Annotated in this window: 12 protein-coding genes and 1 riboswitch; of the genes, 3 read left to right on the forward strand and 9 right to left on the reverse strand. The window is 68.4% G+C overall.

Going from position 1 to position 15,080, the window contains the following annotated elements; genetic code table 11:
* Window positions 1-3 precede the first annotated feature (3 nt).
* The 5 genes from AB4Z55_RS24975 to AB4Z55_RS24995 all read right to left on the reverse strand — a co-directional run bounded on the left by AB4Z55_RS24975 (window position 4) and on the right by AB4Z55_RS24995 (window position 5,135).
* Complete coding sequence (locus tag AB4Z55_RS24975; protein ID WP_369520852.1) at window positions 4-852, reverse strand: hypothetical protein; 849 nt, start codon at window positions 850-852, stop codon at window positions 4-6.
* Window positions 853-959: 107 nt separating this feature from the next.
* On the reverse strand, window positions 960-2,264 hold the full coding sequence (locus AB4Z55_RS24980; protein ID WP_369520853.1) for a wax ester/triacylglycerol synthase domain-containing protein: 1,305 nt from the start codon (window positions 2,262-2,264) through the stop codon (window positions 960-962).
* A gap of 40 nt (window positions 2,265-2,304) precedes the next feature.
* A complete protein-coding gene (locus AB4Z55_RS24985; RefSeq protein WP_369520854.1) occupies window positions 2,305-3,486 on the reverse strand; it encodes an acyl-CoA dehydrogenase family protein in 1,182 nt (393 codons plus the stop codon).
* 14 nt (window positions 3,487-3,500) lie between these two features.
* Window positions 3,501-3,749: an acyl carrier protein gene (locus AB4Z55_RS24990; protein WP_004019729.1), complete on the reverse strand. Its 249-nt coding sequence runs from the start codon at window positions 3,747-3,749 to the stop codon at window positions 3,501-3,503.
* Between the two features lie 45 nt (window positions 3,750-3,794).
* Complete coding sequence (locus AB4Z55_RS24995) at window positions 3,795-5,135, reverse strand: salicylate synthase (protein ID WP_004019728.1); 1,341 nt, start codon at window positions 5,133-5,135, stop codon at window positions 3,795-3,797.
* A 156-nt stretch (window positions 5,136-5,291) separates the two neighbouring features.
* Here AB4Z55_RS24995 and AB4Z55_RS25000 point away from each other — a divergent pair, with 156 nt between their 5' ends.
* Window positions 5,292-6,950 carry a (2,3-dihydroxybenzoyl)adenylate synthase gene (locus tag AB4Z55_RS25000; RefSeq protein ID WP_369520855.1) on the forward strand — a complete coding sequence of 553 codons (1,659 nt, stop codon included), beginning with the start codon at window positions 5,292-5,294 and terminating at the stop codon, window positions 6,948-6,950.
* A 13-nt stretch (window positions 6,951-6,963) separates the two neighbouring features.
* Here the strand turns inward: AB4Z55_RS25000 and AB4Z55_RS25005 are convergent, their stop codons facing one another.
* On the reverse strand, window positions 6,964-7,311 hold the full coding sequence (locus AB4Z55_RS25005) for a GNAT family N-acetyltransferase (protein WP_004019726.1): 348 nt from the start codon (window positions 7,309-7,311) through the stop codon (window positions 6,964-6,966).
* Between the two features lie 210 nt (window positions 7,312-7,521).
* A riboswitch (TPP riboswitch) is annotated at window positions 7,522-7,636 on the forward strand.
* Here AB4Z55_RS25005 and thiC point away from each other — a divergent pair.
* Both thiC and thiD read left to right on the forward strand, forming a co-directional pair.
* Window positions 7,628-9,316, forward strand: coding sequence for a phosphomethylpyrimidine synthase ThiC (thiC, locus tag AB4Z55_RS25010; RefSeq protein WP_369520856.1), 1,689 nt, complete (start codon window positions 7,628-7,630; stop codon window positions 9,314-9,316). Its footprint overlaps the riboswitch before it by 9 nt.
* Entirely contained in the window at window positions 9,316-10,236 is a 921-nt protein-coding gene (thiD, locus tag AB4Z55_RS25015; protein WP_239401848.1) for a bifunctional hydroxymethylpyrimidine kinase/phosphomethylpyrimidine kinase, read from the forward strand. The genes thiC and thiD overlap by 1 nt, the downstream gene beginning before the upstream one ends.
* 21 nt (window positions 10,237-10,257) lie before the next feature.
* Here thiD and AB4Z55_RS25020 read toward each other — a convergent pair whose 3' ends face one another.
* The 3 genes from AB4Z55_RS25020 to AB4Z55_RS25030 are packed head-to-tail and all read right to left on the reverse strand — an operon-like array spanning window position 10,258 to window position 15,079.
* Entirely contained in the window at window positions 10,258-11,910 is a 1,653-nt protein-coding gene (locus AB4Z55_RS25020; protein ID WP_369520857.1) for an ABC transporter family substrate-binding protein, read from the reverse strand.
* On the reverse strand, window positions 11,907-14,057 hold the full coding sequence (locus AB4Z55_RS25025; RefSeq protein ID WP_369520858.1) for a dipeptide ABC transporter ATP-binding protein: 2,151 nt from the start codon (window positions 14,055-14,057) through the stop codon (window positions 11,907-11,909). The genes AB4Z55_RS25020 and AB4Z55_RS25025 overlap by 4 nt, the downstream gene beginning before the upstream one ends.
* Window positions 14,054-15,079: an ABC transporter permease gene (locus AB4Z55_RS25030; protein WP_369520859.1), complete on the reverse strand. Its 1,026-nt coding sequence runs from the start codon at window positions 15,077-15,079 to the stop codon at window positions 14,054-14,056. The genes AB4Z55_RS25025 and AB4Z55_RS25030 overlap by 4 nt, the downstream gene beginning before the upstream one ends.
* Window position 15,080: the final 1 nt, after the last annotated feature.

The following is a 15,080-nucleotide window of genomic DNA, read 5'->3' on the forward strand; positions in this document are numbered from 1 at the left end:
CCGTCAGAGCGAGCAGGGCATCAGGACGAATCCCGCTATGGTGCAGACGCTTCGGTTGGACAGCTTCCACTTGTTGCCGCTCCACACGAACGTCATCGACCGGTTCTGGCTTCCGCGGCCGACCACGCTGATCTGCAGCGGCGCGGTCAGCGTGTTACCACTGACCTGGACCGGCCCGACCATCTGGTAACTCAGCCCGACGTTGCCGTAGGTCGTGATCGCACGGGCGACGAGGTCGATCTGGCGGAGCGCACGCTCACCGCCTTCGAGTTCGGCGGCCCGGGCGGCGCGGCTGCCGTTGGAGTTCATGACGATCCGGACCTTGGTGTTGAGCTGTCCCGGGGTCAGCGCGGTGGGCCCGGCGGCCACGGTCTGCTGCGGCGCGGCCGTGGTGCCCGGTGCCGGCGCCGGTGCCGGGGCCTGACCAGCTCCCTCACCGGGAGGGCCGACCGGTCCGCCGATCGCGCCGCCGCCTTCGGGCACGTTCTCCGTCGGGGCCGCTGCGGGCGCTCCGGCGGCCGGCGCCCCGGCGGGTGCGGGCTGGCCCGGGACCGCGCCCGGCTGCTGGCCCGCGATGCCCTGCTGGGGCAGCGCCGTCTGCGCGGCACCGAGGTTGACGACGGTCGGCTGGGCGGCGGTGGCGGAATCGTTACGCTCGCTCACCACGATGCCCACCACGCCGATCGTCACGACGATCGCGGAGATGATGGCGGCGACGCCTGCCGACGCCAGCACGGTCGGGATGCTGACCCCGCCCGACCGACGCGACGAACCCGCATCCGGTTCGCGGTAATCGACCCCGGATTGGTAGTCGACCGCCGACGGGTCCTGGTAGTTGACGTCGTTGCTCATGTTGATCTTTCTCCGTGTATGTCTTCGCCCCCGCCGAGCCGACGGCCACCTGTATCTTGCAGCCCTCGGACATCGGATGACAAGGCAAGCCTAAGCTTGCACCCCCGTCAGGTCGACGGGAGGGCCTCCCGCAGTACTTCACCGAGCGTCGCCACGAAGCGGTCGGCGTAACCGGGCAGTGCCTGCGCATCGGTCACGACGCCGAACGTCGTGGTGTGTCCGAGGATCAACGTCGTCACCGACAGCGAGTAGCCCGCGAGTGGCGACAGCGGCGTCAGGGTGACGATCGACTGCCCCAGCACCGACCGCACCCGGGAGAAGCCGGGGTTGATGCCGATGTGGATGTCGGGATGCATGTGGGACATCGACGCGTTCACGATCGCGCGCTGCAGACCCCACAGCGGTGCGCGCGGCAGGTCGTCGGCCGCGGCCAGGTACAGCTCCGGCTTCCGTCTCGCGATCGTCTCGAGTTCGCTTCGCGCGCGGTCGATCTGGCGTGTGAGATCGGGCTCGTTGCCAAGCAGGTTGAGGAGCGCCACGGACACCGCGTTACCGGTGTGGCGGAATCCGTCGTCGAGGGTCACGGGCAGGGTCACGCGGACGACGTCGGCCTGTGGACTCGTCGGCGGGTTGAGGCTGATCGCCCGTCCGATGGCGGCGAGCAGGAACTCGTGGACCGTCGCATCGTTGCGTTTGGCCGCCTTGCGCAGGTCTCGGGTCGAGGCATCGACGAGTGCGTACTCCCGCTCGCCCGACTTGGTGAGCGCCGGCCAGGCCCGCTTCTTGCCACCGCCGGCCGCGTGCTGATCGCCGTAGGCGGCCTTCGCCTCGGCGAGTTCCTCGGGATCGATGCCGCTGATCCGGAATCGAGGGCTGGTCGCGAACCGCTCGAACTCGGCCAGGTCCTCGGGTTCGCCGTCGGCGAGGAGTGCGGCGAACGCGGCGCCCGCGATGCCGTCGGAAACGCTGTGGTGTACCCGCAGCAGGACCCACTGCCCGACGCCCTCGGCGCCGGCCGACGGGGTGAACAGCGTGATGTCCCAGAACGGGCGCGGGCGAGGCAGCGGCGACTCGAGGAGCTTCGCCACCCGACGTTGCAGGTGCGCGCGGTCGGTGAACCCCAGTTCGGTCACGTGCTCGCCGGCGTCCCAGCTGTCGTCGGCGAGCACCACCTCGGGCTTGCGCCAGCGCCCGTTACGGATTCCCAGCCGAAAGATCTCGAACAGCCCGGATCGTTCGCGGACCCGCTCCCGCACCGCATCGAGGCCGAGCACGTCGCCGCCCTCGAGCTGCAGGATCATCGACCAGTGCATCGGCGCACCGGCCTTGTCCATGTGCAGGTAGGTGTGGTCGGGAGGCGCGAGTTCGGTGACGCGTGCGTCGACCGGGGCCTGGCCGGCTGGGCTGTTCATGTGAGGACCGCCTGGGTGGGAGTGGATGTTCGGATGCTTCTCAGGACGCGGACGAGCCCGGCCGGTGTAGCTCCGAATCGATGAACATGGCCTGGTAACGCTCGGTGTCGGGCTTCATCGCTGCCGCGACGAGTTCCCACAGCACCTCATCGGTGCCGCCCCCGACGCGGGCCAGCTTCATGTCCCGCCACCACCGGCCGATCGGGGTCTCGGTCTCGAGGTAACCGATCCCGCCGAAGATGTGCAGGCACTCCGACGCGACCTCCTCACCGAGATTGGCGGCCGTCGCCTTCAGCGCCGCGGCGGTGCGCAGGTTGATCTTGCCCTCGGCGGCGACGCCGGCGAGTGCGTACCGCAGCACGTCGACCCTGGCCTGCAGGTCCGCCACGCGCAGGCGCAGCGCCTGGTGGTCGTAGAGCTTCTTGCCGAACTGGGTGCGCTCCATCATCCGGGCGAGCGTCACCCCGATCATGACCTCGCAGGCGGCGGCGATCTGGGCGGCCACCGAGTACCGCTCGTGCGCCAGCCCCCAGCTGATGATGGCCAGGCCGGTCCCCGGCCGCGCGATCAGCGCCTCTTCCGGGATCCAGGCATCGATCGTGACCGGGGCGGTGTCGAGCGGCCCGGCGCCCAGCTTCTGGTACGGCTCGCCCACCGTGACCGACTCGATCGGCACCGCGGCGAGGGCCACGTTGCCGCCCAGATCAGGACCGTCGTCGACGCCACGGCAGACCACGAACACGTGATCCGCGATCGGCGAGAGCGACACGAACTTCTTGTGTCCGACGACGCGGAAGCCGTCGTTCTCCGGGAATATCCGGGTCTCGGAGTTCTGCAGATCCGAGCCGCCCTGCTCTTCGGAGGCCCCGATGCAGAGCACGGTCTCGGCGGTCAGCGCACGCTGGGCGAGGTCCTTGAGGTAGTCGTTGCGGCCGAAGCGGCGGAGGATGGCGATCGCCGAGTCGTGCAGGCTCACCCCCACCCCGATCGCCGCGGAGCCGAGCGCGCCGAGGTGGGCGCCGAGCGCGAAATGATCGTAGAGGTCGGTGAACTTGCGGTCCTCCCACTTACGGACGAAGACACCTTCGGAGCCGAGGTGCTCGAGAAGGGGCCGCGGGAACCGGTGATCCTGTTCGGCCTGCGCCGTCCACGACGTCACCCGCTCGTCGAACGCGGCGTCGAGCAATTCGGCGTACGTCTGCACCGGTGTGTCCACACTCATGTCGACTCTCCGTCTCAGGCCGGGGTGCCGGCCTTCGACCGGATGAGGTCTTCGAGGTCACCGACGGTCTTGGACTCGAAGAGCTCCCGCTCGGACAGCTTCACGCCGAGCCGCTCCTCGATCGCCACCACACCGATGGCGAACGCCACCGAATCCAGTCCCAGGTCGTCGATCAGCTTCGCGTCGCGGCTGACATCTCCCAGCGAGAGGTCGAGGTCTTCTTCGAGGATGCCGCGCAGGGCTTCGGTGATGTGGTCGGACATGTGGTGACTCCTGAGATGGGGTGTTCGGTCGAAAGTATCGGGTGATCAGCGCGGGACCACGTACGGGGCGACGCTGCCGAGTTTTTCGCAGGTCTCGGTGAACTCGCGCTCCGGCGTGGACTGCGCGACGATCCCGGCGCCGGCACGCAGCCACGCGCCGTCTCCGGAGGAGAAGATGGTGCGCAGCGCGAGGGTAGCCTCGAGTTCGCCCGTCGATGCCGCGGTGAGGATGGCGCCGGAGTACAGGCCACGACGCCGCGGCTCGAGGCGGTCGATCGCCTCCACCGCCGGGGTCTTGGGGATCCCCGACGCGGTGATCGACGGGAAGACGACTTCGAGTGCACGCCAGGGTGATTCGTGAGCAGCGAGGGTGCCGCGGACGGTCGAGGCCAGGTGCTGGACGCTGCCTCGTTCGCGGACCTCCATGAACTCGCTCACCGCGGTGGTGTCGTCCGCTGCGATGGACGAGATCTCGTCGAAGCACGCCCGCACCGACATGGCGTGCTCGGCGATCTCCTTCGCATCGGAGAGGAGGTCGGCGCGCGCCGCCGCGTCCTGATCCGCCGAGATACCGAAAGCTCTTGTCCCGGCGAGCGGTTCGGTGACCACCGTCCGGTCGTCATGCACCGCGACGACGAGCTCGGGGCTGAATCCGGCGGCCTGGAGGTCGCCGAGCGAGAGCAGATAGCTGCGGGCGGGATTGTTGTCGGCCCGGCCGCGCGCGTAGGTTGCGGGGATGTCCACGTCGAACGGGATGTCGACGGCGCGGGAGAGGATCACCTTCTGGTACCGGCCGGCTTCGATCTCGGCGACCGCAGTCGCCACCCGCCCCCGGTAGTCGTCGGGGTCCGCCTGGACATCCACCGGTCGCGACTCTGCCGAAACAGTTGCCTGCGAGGCGATCTCGAGAAGACGACGGGCGCGATCGGCGTCGACGGCGCCGGTGTCGACGCCCTCGGCATCGACGGTCACCTCGAACTCGGGGACGATGAGGTGCGCCAGGACGGTGTCCTCCGGGACGCGGTCGAGGATGCCGTGATAGGGCGCGCAGAAGTCGAAGCCGACCCAGCCGTAGACGCGCCAGTCCGGGATCGACAACGAAGCGGTCGCGGCAGCGAGCGCGTCGGCGGGGTCGCCGCGCCACGGCGTCGTCGTCCGGTCACCCTGATCGTCGACGATGACCTCGCTCCGCGTCACGACCACACGAGCACGCACCCCGGCCGCGAAGGTCCATCGCCGGTCGCGCTCGTAGACGACATGATCGCCGAACTCGCCGGAACCCGCCCAGGCGGCCGTGATCCGCGCAGCATCGGACTCACCCAGCGGCGAGGCGGGCGCGAGCAGGTCGACGAACTGCGCGGCGTGCGATTCGGTTGTCAGCGACATGTCCTTCGTTCCTCCGGTCGTGATGCACTCGAGCACCGATGATCATAGGGAAGCTTAGGGCAGCCTAATCAAACAACCCCCCACGGTCGAGAGCGGGCCCACCGTCCCGCATCGACCGGTAAGGTTACCCTATCCTGGCTGTGTTTGAATGAACTCATGCCGACGCACCTCGACCACGTGACCGATCTGCTCGACGGTTTCTCCCCCCACACCGATGCACAGGCCCAGCGATACCGGGACGCGGGTGTGTTCCTCGGCCGCCCGCTGTTCGCGGCCCTCGACGTCGCGGCCGAGCGCTCCCCCGATGCGCCCGCGGTGACCGACGCATCCACCGACGGTCCGCGAACGCTCACCTACGCCGAGTTCCGCGCCGCCACCCTGCGCCGGGCCGCCGGTTTCGTCGACGCCGGTCTGCGGCCCGCCCAACGGGTCGTCCTGCAGCTCAACAACTCCCTCGACTTCGCCGTGACCCTGTTCGGCCTCCTACGCGCGGGTGTCGTGCCGGTGATGACACTGCCGGCGCACCGGATCACCGAGATCGCCCATCTCGCGACCGGCTCGGGCGCGGTCGCCTACATCGGCGAGGACGGCCGCCGGGGGTTCGACCTCCGCGACCTCGCGGCCGAACTGCAGTCGCGGGTGCCCGACATCGCGCAGGTCTTCATCTCCGGCGATCCCGGCCGGTTCGCGGCGCTGCCTGACGCCGACCCCGCCGCGACCGCGCTCCCCGACGGCCCCGACCCCGGTCTGCCTGCGCTGTTCCTGGTCTCGGGGGGAACCACCGGCCTGCCGAAACTGATCGCCCGCACGCACGACGACTACGACCTCAACGCGCGACTGTCGGCGGGCATCGCCGGCCTCACCGCCGACGACACCTACCTCGTCGCGCTGCCCGCAGCACACAACTTCCCGTTGAGCTGCCCGGGCATCCTCGGCGTGGTCGGCGTCGGCGGGCACATCGTCTTCGCCGACAACCCCAGCCCGGACAACACCTTCGACCTGATCGAGCGACACCGCATCACGGTGACGTCGCTCGTCCCCGCCCTCGCGCAACTCTGGTGCGCGGCGACCGAGTGGGAACCCGCCGACATCAGCTCGCTGCGCCTGCTGCAGGTCGGCGGCGCCAAGTTGGCCCAGCCCGACGCCGTCGCCCTCGACGCCGCACTCGGCCCCGTCGCGCAGCAGGTGTTCGGGATGGCCGAGGGTCTGATCTGCTACACCCGTCTCGATGAACCGCGCGAGCTTGTTCACCAGGTGCAGGGTTCGCCGATGTCGGAGCTCGACGAGGTGCGCGTGGTCGACGAGGACGGCGACGACGTCCCCGATGGCACGGAAGGTGAACTCCTGGTGCGTGGGCCGTACACGATCCGCGGTTACTACCGGGCCGCAGCCCACAACGAGAAGTCCTTCACGCCGGACGGTTTCTATCGCTCCGGCGACAAGGTGACGAGGCTGCCGTCGGGCCACCTCGCGGTGACCGGCCGCATCAAGGACACCATCGTCCGGGCCGGCGAGAACGTCGCCGCCGACGACGTCGAGGAGAACCTCCTCGCCCACGACTCGGTCCGACAGGTGGCGGTGGTCGGCCTACCCGACGACGCACTCGGGGAGAAGATCTGCGCCGCCGTGGTGCTCTCGCATGAGCACCCCCCGGCCCAGCCGCTGGAGCTCGCGACCATCCGCACGTTCCTCGCCGAGCGCGGACTCGCCTCGTTCAAACTGCCCGACGCGGTGCGGATCGTGACCACCCTCCCGGTGACCGCGGTCGGCAAGATCGACAAGAAGGTGCTGCGCGAGACCCTGCTCGCCGACTGAGCCGGCGCACCCCTCACACCGGAGCGAGGGTGACGATCCCGGGATGGCTGTCGAGGTAGCGCTTGGTGAACGTGCACACCGGACGCAGCCGGGCGCCCTGTTCGCGGGTGTAGTGCACGACGGTGCGGGTGAGCCGGGTGGCGAGACCGTGTCCGCTGTACTCGTCGTAGAGCACGGTGTGCAGCACGGTGATGGTCGTCTGACCGTCGGCCGTCTCGGTCGTGTACCCGAGAACGCCGACCAGATCGCCGGCCACCCAGAGTTCGAATCGGTCGCGGTCGGGGTTGTGTACCACCTGCGAGATCTGTTGCAGAATCGACTTCGCCGACTGTGGTGGTCGCTGACGATGCTTGCGGAGCACCCGACCCTCCTCACCTCGTGATCACGGACATCGGACCATCGGCGCGCGCCGGCACTGACTCGACATGACACCCGCCTGTGATCCGGGTCACACGGTACCTTACGGAACCGTAACTGCCGACCCCATGGCTCGGTTGTCGCATATCGATACGGTTCGCCGCACCCTGCCCGCCCGCCTCGTCGGGCGATGTAGGGTTGCGGACGCACGACAACTACACACCGCGGGGGCTCTCACGATGACCGAGGGCTGAGATGGCGACGGGCGGTCGCCGACCGCTCGAACCTGTCCGGGTAATGCCGGCGTAGGGAGTTGAGCCATGGGTACACCTGTATCCGCCACATACGACAGCAGCGCACCCGCCGATTCCGGGTTCCTGACCCTCGGTCCCATCGAGGGCAGCGTCAAACACCACCTCTCGGTCGACGATCTGCGCGTGCCGCAGCGCCGCATCCACCTCACCAATGGTGAGCATCTCGACGTCTACGACACCTCGGGGCCGTACACCGACGACGCGGCACACATCGATGTCGAGAAGGGCCTCGCACCCATTCGCGACAGCTGGCACCGGCCCGACCCGATCGACGGCGCGAGCACCCAGCTCGCCTGGGCGCGCGCCGGGATCGTCACCGCCGAGATGCGGTTCATCGCCGCCCGGGAGGGTGTCGACGTCGAACTGGTCCGCTCCGAGGTCGCGATCGGGCGCGCGGTGATCCCGGCGAACCACCGCCACCCCGAGTCCGAGCCGATGATCATCGGAAAGCGCTTCGCGGTGAAGGTCAATGCGAACATCGGTAATTCGGCGGTCCGGAGCTCCATCTCCGACGAGGTCGAGAAGATGGTGTGGGCCACCAGATGGGGCGCCGACACCATCATGGATCTGTCGACCGGCGCAGACATCCACACCACGCGGGAATGGATCATGCGCAACTCGCCGGTCCCGGTCGGCACCGTTCCCATCTATCAGGCACTCGAGAAGGTCAACGGCGACCCCGCCTCACTGACGTGGGAGCTGTACCGCGACACCGTCATCGAGCAGGCCGAACAAGGCGTCGACTACATGACCGTCCACGCCGGCGTCCTGCTGCGGTACGTGCCGCTGACCGCGAAGCGCGTCACCGGCATCGTCTCGCGCGGCGGTTCCATCATGGCCGCGTGGTGTCTCGCACATCACCGGGAGTCGTTCCTGTACACGCATTTCGACGAGCTGTGCGAGATCTTCCGGCGCTACGACATCACATTCTCCCTCGGCGACGGTCTGCGCCCGGGGTCGATCGCCGACGCCAACGACGAAGCACAGTTCGCCGAGCTCCGCACCCTCGGCGAACTGACCACGATCGCCAAATCGCATGGCGTGCAGGTCATGATCGAGGGACCGGGGCACGTCCCCATGCACAAGATCGCGGAGAACGTGCGCTTGGAAGAGGAGCTGTGCGAGGAGGCACCGTTCTACACCCTCGGCCCCCTCGCCACCGACATCGCACCCGCGTACGACCACATCACCTCGGCCATCGGGGCAGCGATGATCGCCCAGGCCGGCACCGCGATGCTCTGCTACGTGACTCCGAAGGAGCACCTGGGACTTCCGGACCGCGACGATGTCAAGGTCGGCGTGATCACCTACAAGATCGCCGCGCACTCCGCCGACCTCGCCAAAGGCCATCCGCGAGCCCAGGAACGCGACGACGCACTCAGCAAGGCGCGCTTCGAGTTCCGATGGACCGACCAGTTCAACCTCGCACTCGATCCGGACACCGCTCGCGCGTACCACGACGAGACACTGCCCGCCGAGCCTGCCAAGACCGCCCACTTCTGTTCGATGTGTGGGCCCAAGTTCTGCTCGATGCGGATCTCGGCAGATGTCCGCGCCTATGCCGAGGAACACGGTCTCGTCACCGCCGAGGACATCGACCGCACGATCGCGGAGGGCATGGCCGCGAAGTCGGCGGAGTTCACCGAGGCCGGGAACCGCGTGTACCTGCCGCTCGAGACGGTTGGTGGCGAGTGATGCGCACAGTCAACGCGAAACAACGCACAGTCGACGGAGATCGACGCACGGTCGACAAGGAAGGCTTCGTGGAACTCCCTGTTGCGCAGCCCGGTTCTGCTCCCGTTCGGGTCCTGACCATCGCCGGATCGGATTCGGGTGGTGGTGCGGGAATCCAGGCCGACATGCGCACCTTCGCCCTGCTCGGGGTGCACGGGTGTGTCGCGGTGACTGCGGTGACCGTCCAGAACTCGCTGGGTGTCCGCGGTTTCGAAGAGATCTCACCGCAGACCGTGGCGGCGCAGATCGACTCCGTCGCCGGTGACATCGGTGTCGCCGCGGCGAAGACCGGCATGCTCGCGTCGGCACCGATCATCGAGGCCATCGTCGAGCAGTGCGGCGCGAGCGGCATCGGCCGCGATGCATCCGTCCCGCTGGTGGTCGACCCGGTGTGCGCATCGATGCACGGAAACCAGCTGCTCGCCGACTCCGCGCTCGACACGTTGCGTCACAAGCTGTTCCCCCTCGCCACGGTCGTGACACCCAATCTGGACGAGGTTCGCTTGATCACCGGGATCGAGGTCACCGACGCCGATTCGCAGCGCGATGCCGCCAGAGCACTGCTCGATCTCGGGCCGCGGTGGGCCCTGGTCAAGGGCGGGCACCTGCGGACGTCGGATCGGTCCCCGGACCTGCTCTACGACGGTGACCAGTTCATCGAACTCAGTCATGAGCGGATCGACACCCCGCATGACCACGGCGCGGGCGACACCCTCGCCGCGGCGATCGCGAGCGCCCTCGCACACGGCTACCCGGTCCCCGAGGCGGTCGGTTTCGGAAAGGGTTGGGTCACGCGCTGCCTGGCCGCCGCCTATCCGCTGGGTGCCGGCCACGGCCCGGTCAATCCGTTGTGGCGACTGAGCGCGGGGCCCGCGGACTAGCCGACCGTCCGGTCGCTCCCGTCATTTCTCCCAGCCGATGTCCTCGATCGGGCCGATGTAGAACTGACCCGCCCCGTAGTTCGCCAGCCCTTCCTTCACCGCCACCATGGCGGGACCGTTGAACAGTGGCAGGTTCGAGAACTGCTGGAACGCCTCGTGTTCGACCCGGTTCCCGGCGGCTATCTGTGCTGTCGGGTCGCCGATCTGCGACATGGCCTCGATCTGCGCGTCGAGCTCGGGTGTCCCCGCGCCCGCGGGGTTGAACTGCGAGTCGCTGCACCAGACCTGACAGAAGTAGGCCATCCCGAACGGATCGCTCGAGGAGAAGCCCATCATGAACAGGTCGAACTCCTTGTTCACCACGACCTTCGAGAAGTCCGCTGACGGTCGTTGGGTCACGACGAGGTCGATGCCGACCTTGCCCAGGATCGCCTGCAGGGCGCGTGACAGGTTGGCGCTGGTGGTGTCGTCGCCGACATTCGGCAGGGTCAGTGACAGCCGCGCTCCGTCCTTGGTCCGGATGCCGTCGTCCCCGATGCGCCACCCCGCCTGATCGAGCAGACCCGAGGCGCGATCCGGGTCGTAGGAGACCACACCGGCCAGGTTGTCCCGATAGCCGGGTTGGAACGGATACAGCGACAGCGATCCGGGAAGTTCCTCGGTGTAGTTGAGACCGGTGAACCGGATGCGCGCCAGTGTTTCTCGGTCGATCGCCGTCATCACCGCCTCGCGCACGGTCCGATCGGCGAGGATCGGGGCGTCCAGGTTGAGCGCGAGCAGGGCCTGCTGAGGCGAGGCGGCCGTCCGGATGTCGATCCCGTTCATGGTCAGCACGCGGGCACGGGCATCCTTCGCCGCCACTCCGGCGACGTCGATCTCACCGTTCTGGAAGGCGTTGAGTGCGGCCTGCGACTCGAGCTGCCGGAACACCCGCCGGTCGAGTTTGCCGGGCTTGCCCCACCATTTCGGATTGCGCTCGAACACAACCGTTCCCGCGTTCGGATCGTAGGACGCGATCGTGTACGGCCCGGCTCCCCATTCGGTGTGCGGGTTCGTGACGTATCCCTTGTTGTAGGTGTCCGGGGAAGTCGCCTTCGGATGAAGCACCAGATTGAACAGACCGTCCGGCCACGCATACACGCCGTCGAACCGCACGATCGCCTGCCGGTCGTCGATCCCCCGGGTGACCGAGCCGATCTGGCTGTACCCGTCGGTCGAACTCACGATGTATCGGTCGTCGATTCCCCTACTGGTCCGCCAGGTCTCGACGAAGGCCCGATAGTCGATGGGCGTCCCGTCGTTGAAGAACGCCCGCGGATTGATGGTGTAGGTGACCACGGTGTCGCCGTCGACGGTCTCGGTGCGGACATCGGTGAGGTAGTCGGGGTTGGGCGAATACTCGCCGTCCGGTGAGAAGTAGGCCAGATTCGGGTTGTACCACCGCCACAGCGCCAGAGTGTAGGCCGAAGCGTCGGCGTGGAAGGTGTTCCACTGCGCGGACACCTCGGTGATGGCGGTCGTGAGACTGCCCCCGTCGCGGAGGTTCTCGCGCGGCTGCGGATTCAGCGACGCGCCCTCGGTGGTCACCGCTGACGTGTCGAGCGCGGCACCGCATCCCGCGACGGACCCGACCGCGATCACCACCACCGACAGCAGGATCCAGAACCGTCTCACGTCGATCCCCCCGGGCCGGGGTCGAGCTCCACGAAGTGGCAGGCCGCTCGGTGATCGGTGTGCGGATCCTGCTCGGTCGTCCGCAATCGGGGGACGACCGAGCGGCAGCGTTCGCGTCGCGCGTCGTCGAGGTCCCGGTGCAACGGGCAGCGGGCGGCGAAGCCGCACCCGACGATGTCCTCGGTGGGACTGGGTTGTTCGCCCCTCAGCACGATCGGCCGACGCTCGCGTTCGATTCGCGGGTCGGGGATCGGGACCGCCGACAGCAGGGCCCGTGTGTAGGGGTGCAACGGCCGGGTGAAGACGCGTTCGGTCGGCCCCTCTTCGACGATCGCCCCGAGATACATCACCGCGATCCGGTCCGCCAGCTGGCGCACCACCGACAGGTCGTGCGCGACGACGAGGTAGGCGACGTCACCGTCGGACTGCAACCGCCGGATGAGGTTGACGATGTCGGCCTGCACGGAGACGTCCAGCGCGGACAGCGGTTCGTCGAGGATGATCAGTTCCGGATCGGTGGCCAGGGCCCGCGCGATGGCCAGTCGCTGTTTCTGCCCGCCCGAGAACGCGGCCGGGAACCGGTCGGCGTGGACGGGGTCGAGCCCCACCCGAAGCATGAGATCGGCGACGGCGCGCTCGGTCTCGGCCTTCGGGTGGCCGAGCGCACGGAGTGGTTCGGCGACGATGTCGAAGGCGGTGAAGCGTGGGTCGAGAGCGTCCGAGGGGTCCTGGAAGACGATCGACACCTTCTGGCGCAACGCTCGTGCGGCACGCGAGCGGACCGATGCCGGGTCGACGCCGCCGATGCGGATCACGCCGGCCGGCTGGGCGAAGTTCATGATCTCGAGCAGGGTCGTGGACTTCCCGCTTCCCGATTCGCCGACGATCGCCATCGACTCACCGCGTCGTACATCGAAGGAGATGCCGTCGACCGCGCGGACCGAACCGACGCGGCGCCGAAGCAGGCCGCTGGTGAGCGGAAAGACCTTGACCATCTGTTCGACCTCGAGAACTGTTGCTGACGAACGATCTTCGTCGCCTCGAGGGGCCGCCGCACCGAACCCCTGCGTGCCGAACACCGGTCCGTCGAACACCGGGGTTCCGCCGAGCCGCCCGTCCGCCCCGATCTCGTCGGCACGGATGCAGGCGGCGCTGTGCCCGGGAGCCATGTCGTCCTCGACACCGTCGCCGCCCCCCACGAGTGGTCGCAGTTCCGGTTCGGCGCGCAGACAGTCGTCGACCGCGAGTGGACATCTCGGTGCGAACGGGCAGGCGTCGTCGAGGTCGATGAGAGCCGGCGGCACACCCGGGATCGGGGTGAGCGTGTCGGTTCGGCGGTCGACCCGCGGAACCGCGCCCAGCAGACCGATCGTGTACGGCATCCGCGGACGGACGAATATCGGTTCGACATGCGCGGTTTCGACCGCCCGACCGGCGTACATCACCACGACGTCGTCGGCGGTGCCGGCGACCACCCCCAGATCGTGGGTGATCAGCAGCATGGCGGCACCGGTCTCCCGCTGCGCGGTGCGCAGGACCTCGAGGATCTGCGCCTGGATCGTGACGTCGAGTGCGGTGGTCGGTTCGTCGGCGATGATCACGGCGGGATCGTTGGCGATGGCCATCGCGATCATCACCCGTTGCCTCATCCCGCCGGACAATTCGTGCGGAAAGGACCGGGCACGCCGCGCCGGATCCGGGATGCCCACGAGATCGAGCAACTCGACCGCTCGTGCCCACGCCTGCTTGCCGGAGGGCTGCCGGTGAGCGCGCAGGGCCTCGGAGATCTGGGCGCCGACGGTGAACACCGGCGTGAGCGACGACAGCGGGTCCTGGAACACCATGGCGATCTCCGAACCCCGGATCGCCGAGAAATCCCGATCCGGCAGGCCCACCAGTTCCCGGCCGCGCAGGGTCACCGAACCCGAGACCCGCGCGGCATCGGGCAGTAATCCGAGAACGGCCAACGCCGACACCGACTTTCCCGAACCCGATTCGCCCACGAGCGCCGTCGTCCGACCGGATCGGAGCTCGAGGTCGAGGCCGCGGACCGCGTTCAATGCGCCGGCCTCGGTGTCGAAGTCCACCCGCAGGTCGCGGACCTCGATGACCGCCGGCTGCACGGCGGAGCCGACCGCGCCGATCATCGCCCGGCCTCATCGGTGGGACGGTGTCGACGGGTCGACGCCCGGGAGGTCGGGTCGAAGGCATCGCGCAACCCGTCGGCGATCAGCGCCATCGACACGGTCAGCAATGACAACACCCCTGCCGGAAACCAGAACAGCCACGGGGAGGCGGCCAGTGTTCCCGCCCCGGCCTGCAGCAACGACCCCAGGGTCACGTCGGGGATCTCGACGCCGAAACCGAGGAAGGACAGACCGGTCTCGGCCAAGACGGTGGCCACCACGCCGAGCGCGAAGTTGACGACGAGGAGCGAGGCGATGTTGGGCAGGATGTGTCGTCGGATGATCGTCACCGGCGACACCCCGAGATAGTTTGCGGCGGTGACGTAGTCGCGTTCGCGCACGGTCGTGGCGAGCGAATGGATGACCCGGGCCAGCATCATCCATCCGAACGCGATGAGCACGACGATCAACCAGCGCCAGTCGCCCCCGGTGCTGTTCGAGACCAGCGCGAGGATCAGGAACGTCGGCACGACGAGCAGCAGGTAGACCGCACCCAGGACGATCCGCTGCACCCATCCGCCGAAATACGCGGCCGACCCGCCCAGCACAGCTGCGATCGCGGTGGTCCCGATCGCCACCGACAGCGCGATCGTCAGCGACCGCCGGAGCCCGTGGACCACCTGGGCGTACAGGTCGTTGCCCGCGTCGTTCGTGCCGAACCAGTGCGCGCCTTCGGATCCCGAGAAGGTCGGCGGGATCCCGATCGCGAGGAAGTCGGTGTCGGTGTAGGAGTAAGCCGAGAGCAACCCGCCGAACAGTGCGAACAGCACCAACAACCCGAAGATGAACAGCCCGAGCATCGCGGAGCGGTTTCGCCGGTAGCGCGTCGCGATGATCTTCGTCCGCCCCGCCCGGCGCCGCGCCACCGGCACCGACGTGGCGTCGGATTCGGCCAGCAGACCCCCGGCCTCGCCCATGATCGGCACGGTGGCGTCCTGGTGTCCCGAACTCCGACCGCGCGGTTCAGGAGGCAGCGTCGTCATG

The sequence above is a fragment of the Gordonia sp. ABKF26 genome, from assembly GCF_041103195.1.
In the GTDB taxonomy this organism is placed as follows: Bacteria; Actinomycetota; Actinomycetes; order Mycobacteriales; family Mycobacteriaceae; genus Gordonia; species Gordonia terrae.

Excerpts from the sequence above, each read along its gene's own strand:
- AB4Z55_RS24975 (WP_369520852.1), bottom strand. The coding sequence starts at position 852 with ATGAGCAACGACGTCAACTACCAGGACCCGTCGGCGGTCGACTACCAA.
- AB4Z55_RS24985 (WP_369520854.1), bottom strand. The coding sequence starts at position 3,486 with ATGAGTGTGGACACACCGGTGCAGACGTACGCCGAATTGCTCGACGCC.
- thiD (WP_239401848.1), top strand. The coding sequence starts at position 9,316 with ATGCGCACAGTCAACGCGAAACAACGCACAGTCGACGGAGATCGACGC.
- AB4Z55_RS25000 (WP_369520855.1), top strand. The coding sequence starts at position 5,292 with ATGCCGACGCACCTCGACCACGTGACCGATCTGCTCGACGGTTTCTCC.
- AB4Z55_RS24995 (WP_004019728.1), bottom strand. The coding sequence starts at position 5,135 with ATGTCGCTGACAACCGAATCGCACGCCGCGCAGTTCGTCGACCTGCTC.
- AB4Z55_RS25025 (WP_369520858.1), bottom strand. The coding sequence starts at position 14,057 with ATGATCGGCGCGGTCGGCTCCGCCGTGCAGCCGGCGGTCATCGAGGTC.
- AB4Z55_RS24980 (WP_369520853.1), bottom strand. The coding sequence starts at position 2,264 with ATGAACAGCCCAGCCGGCCAGGCCCCGGTCGACGCACGCGTCACCGAA.
- thiC (WP_369520856.1), top strand. The coding sequence starts at position 7,628 with ATGGGTACACCTGTATCCGCCACATACGACAGCAGCGCACCCGCCGAT.
- AB4Z55_RS25030 (WP_369520859.1), bottom strand. The coding sequence starts at position 15,079 with ATGACGACGCTGCCTCCTGAACCGCGCGGTCGGAGTTCGGGACACCAG.
- AB4Z55_RS24990 (WP_004019729.1), bottom strand. The coding sequence starts at position 3,749 with ATGTCCGACCACATCACCGAAGCCCTGCGCGGCATCCTCGAAGAAGAC.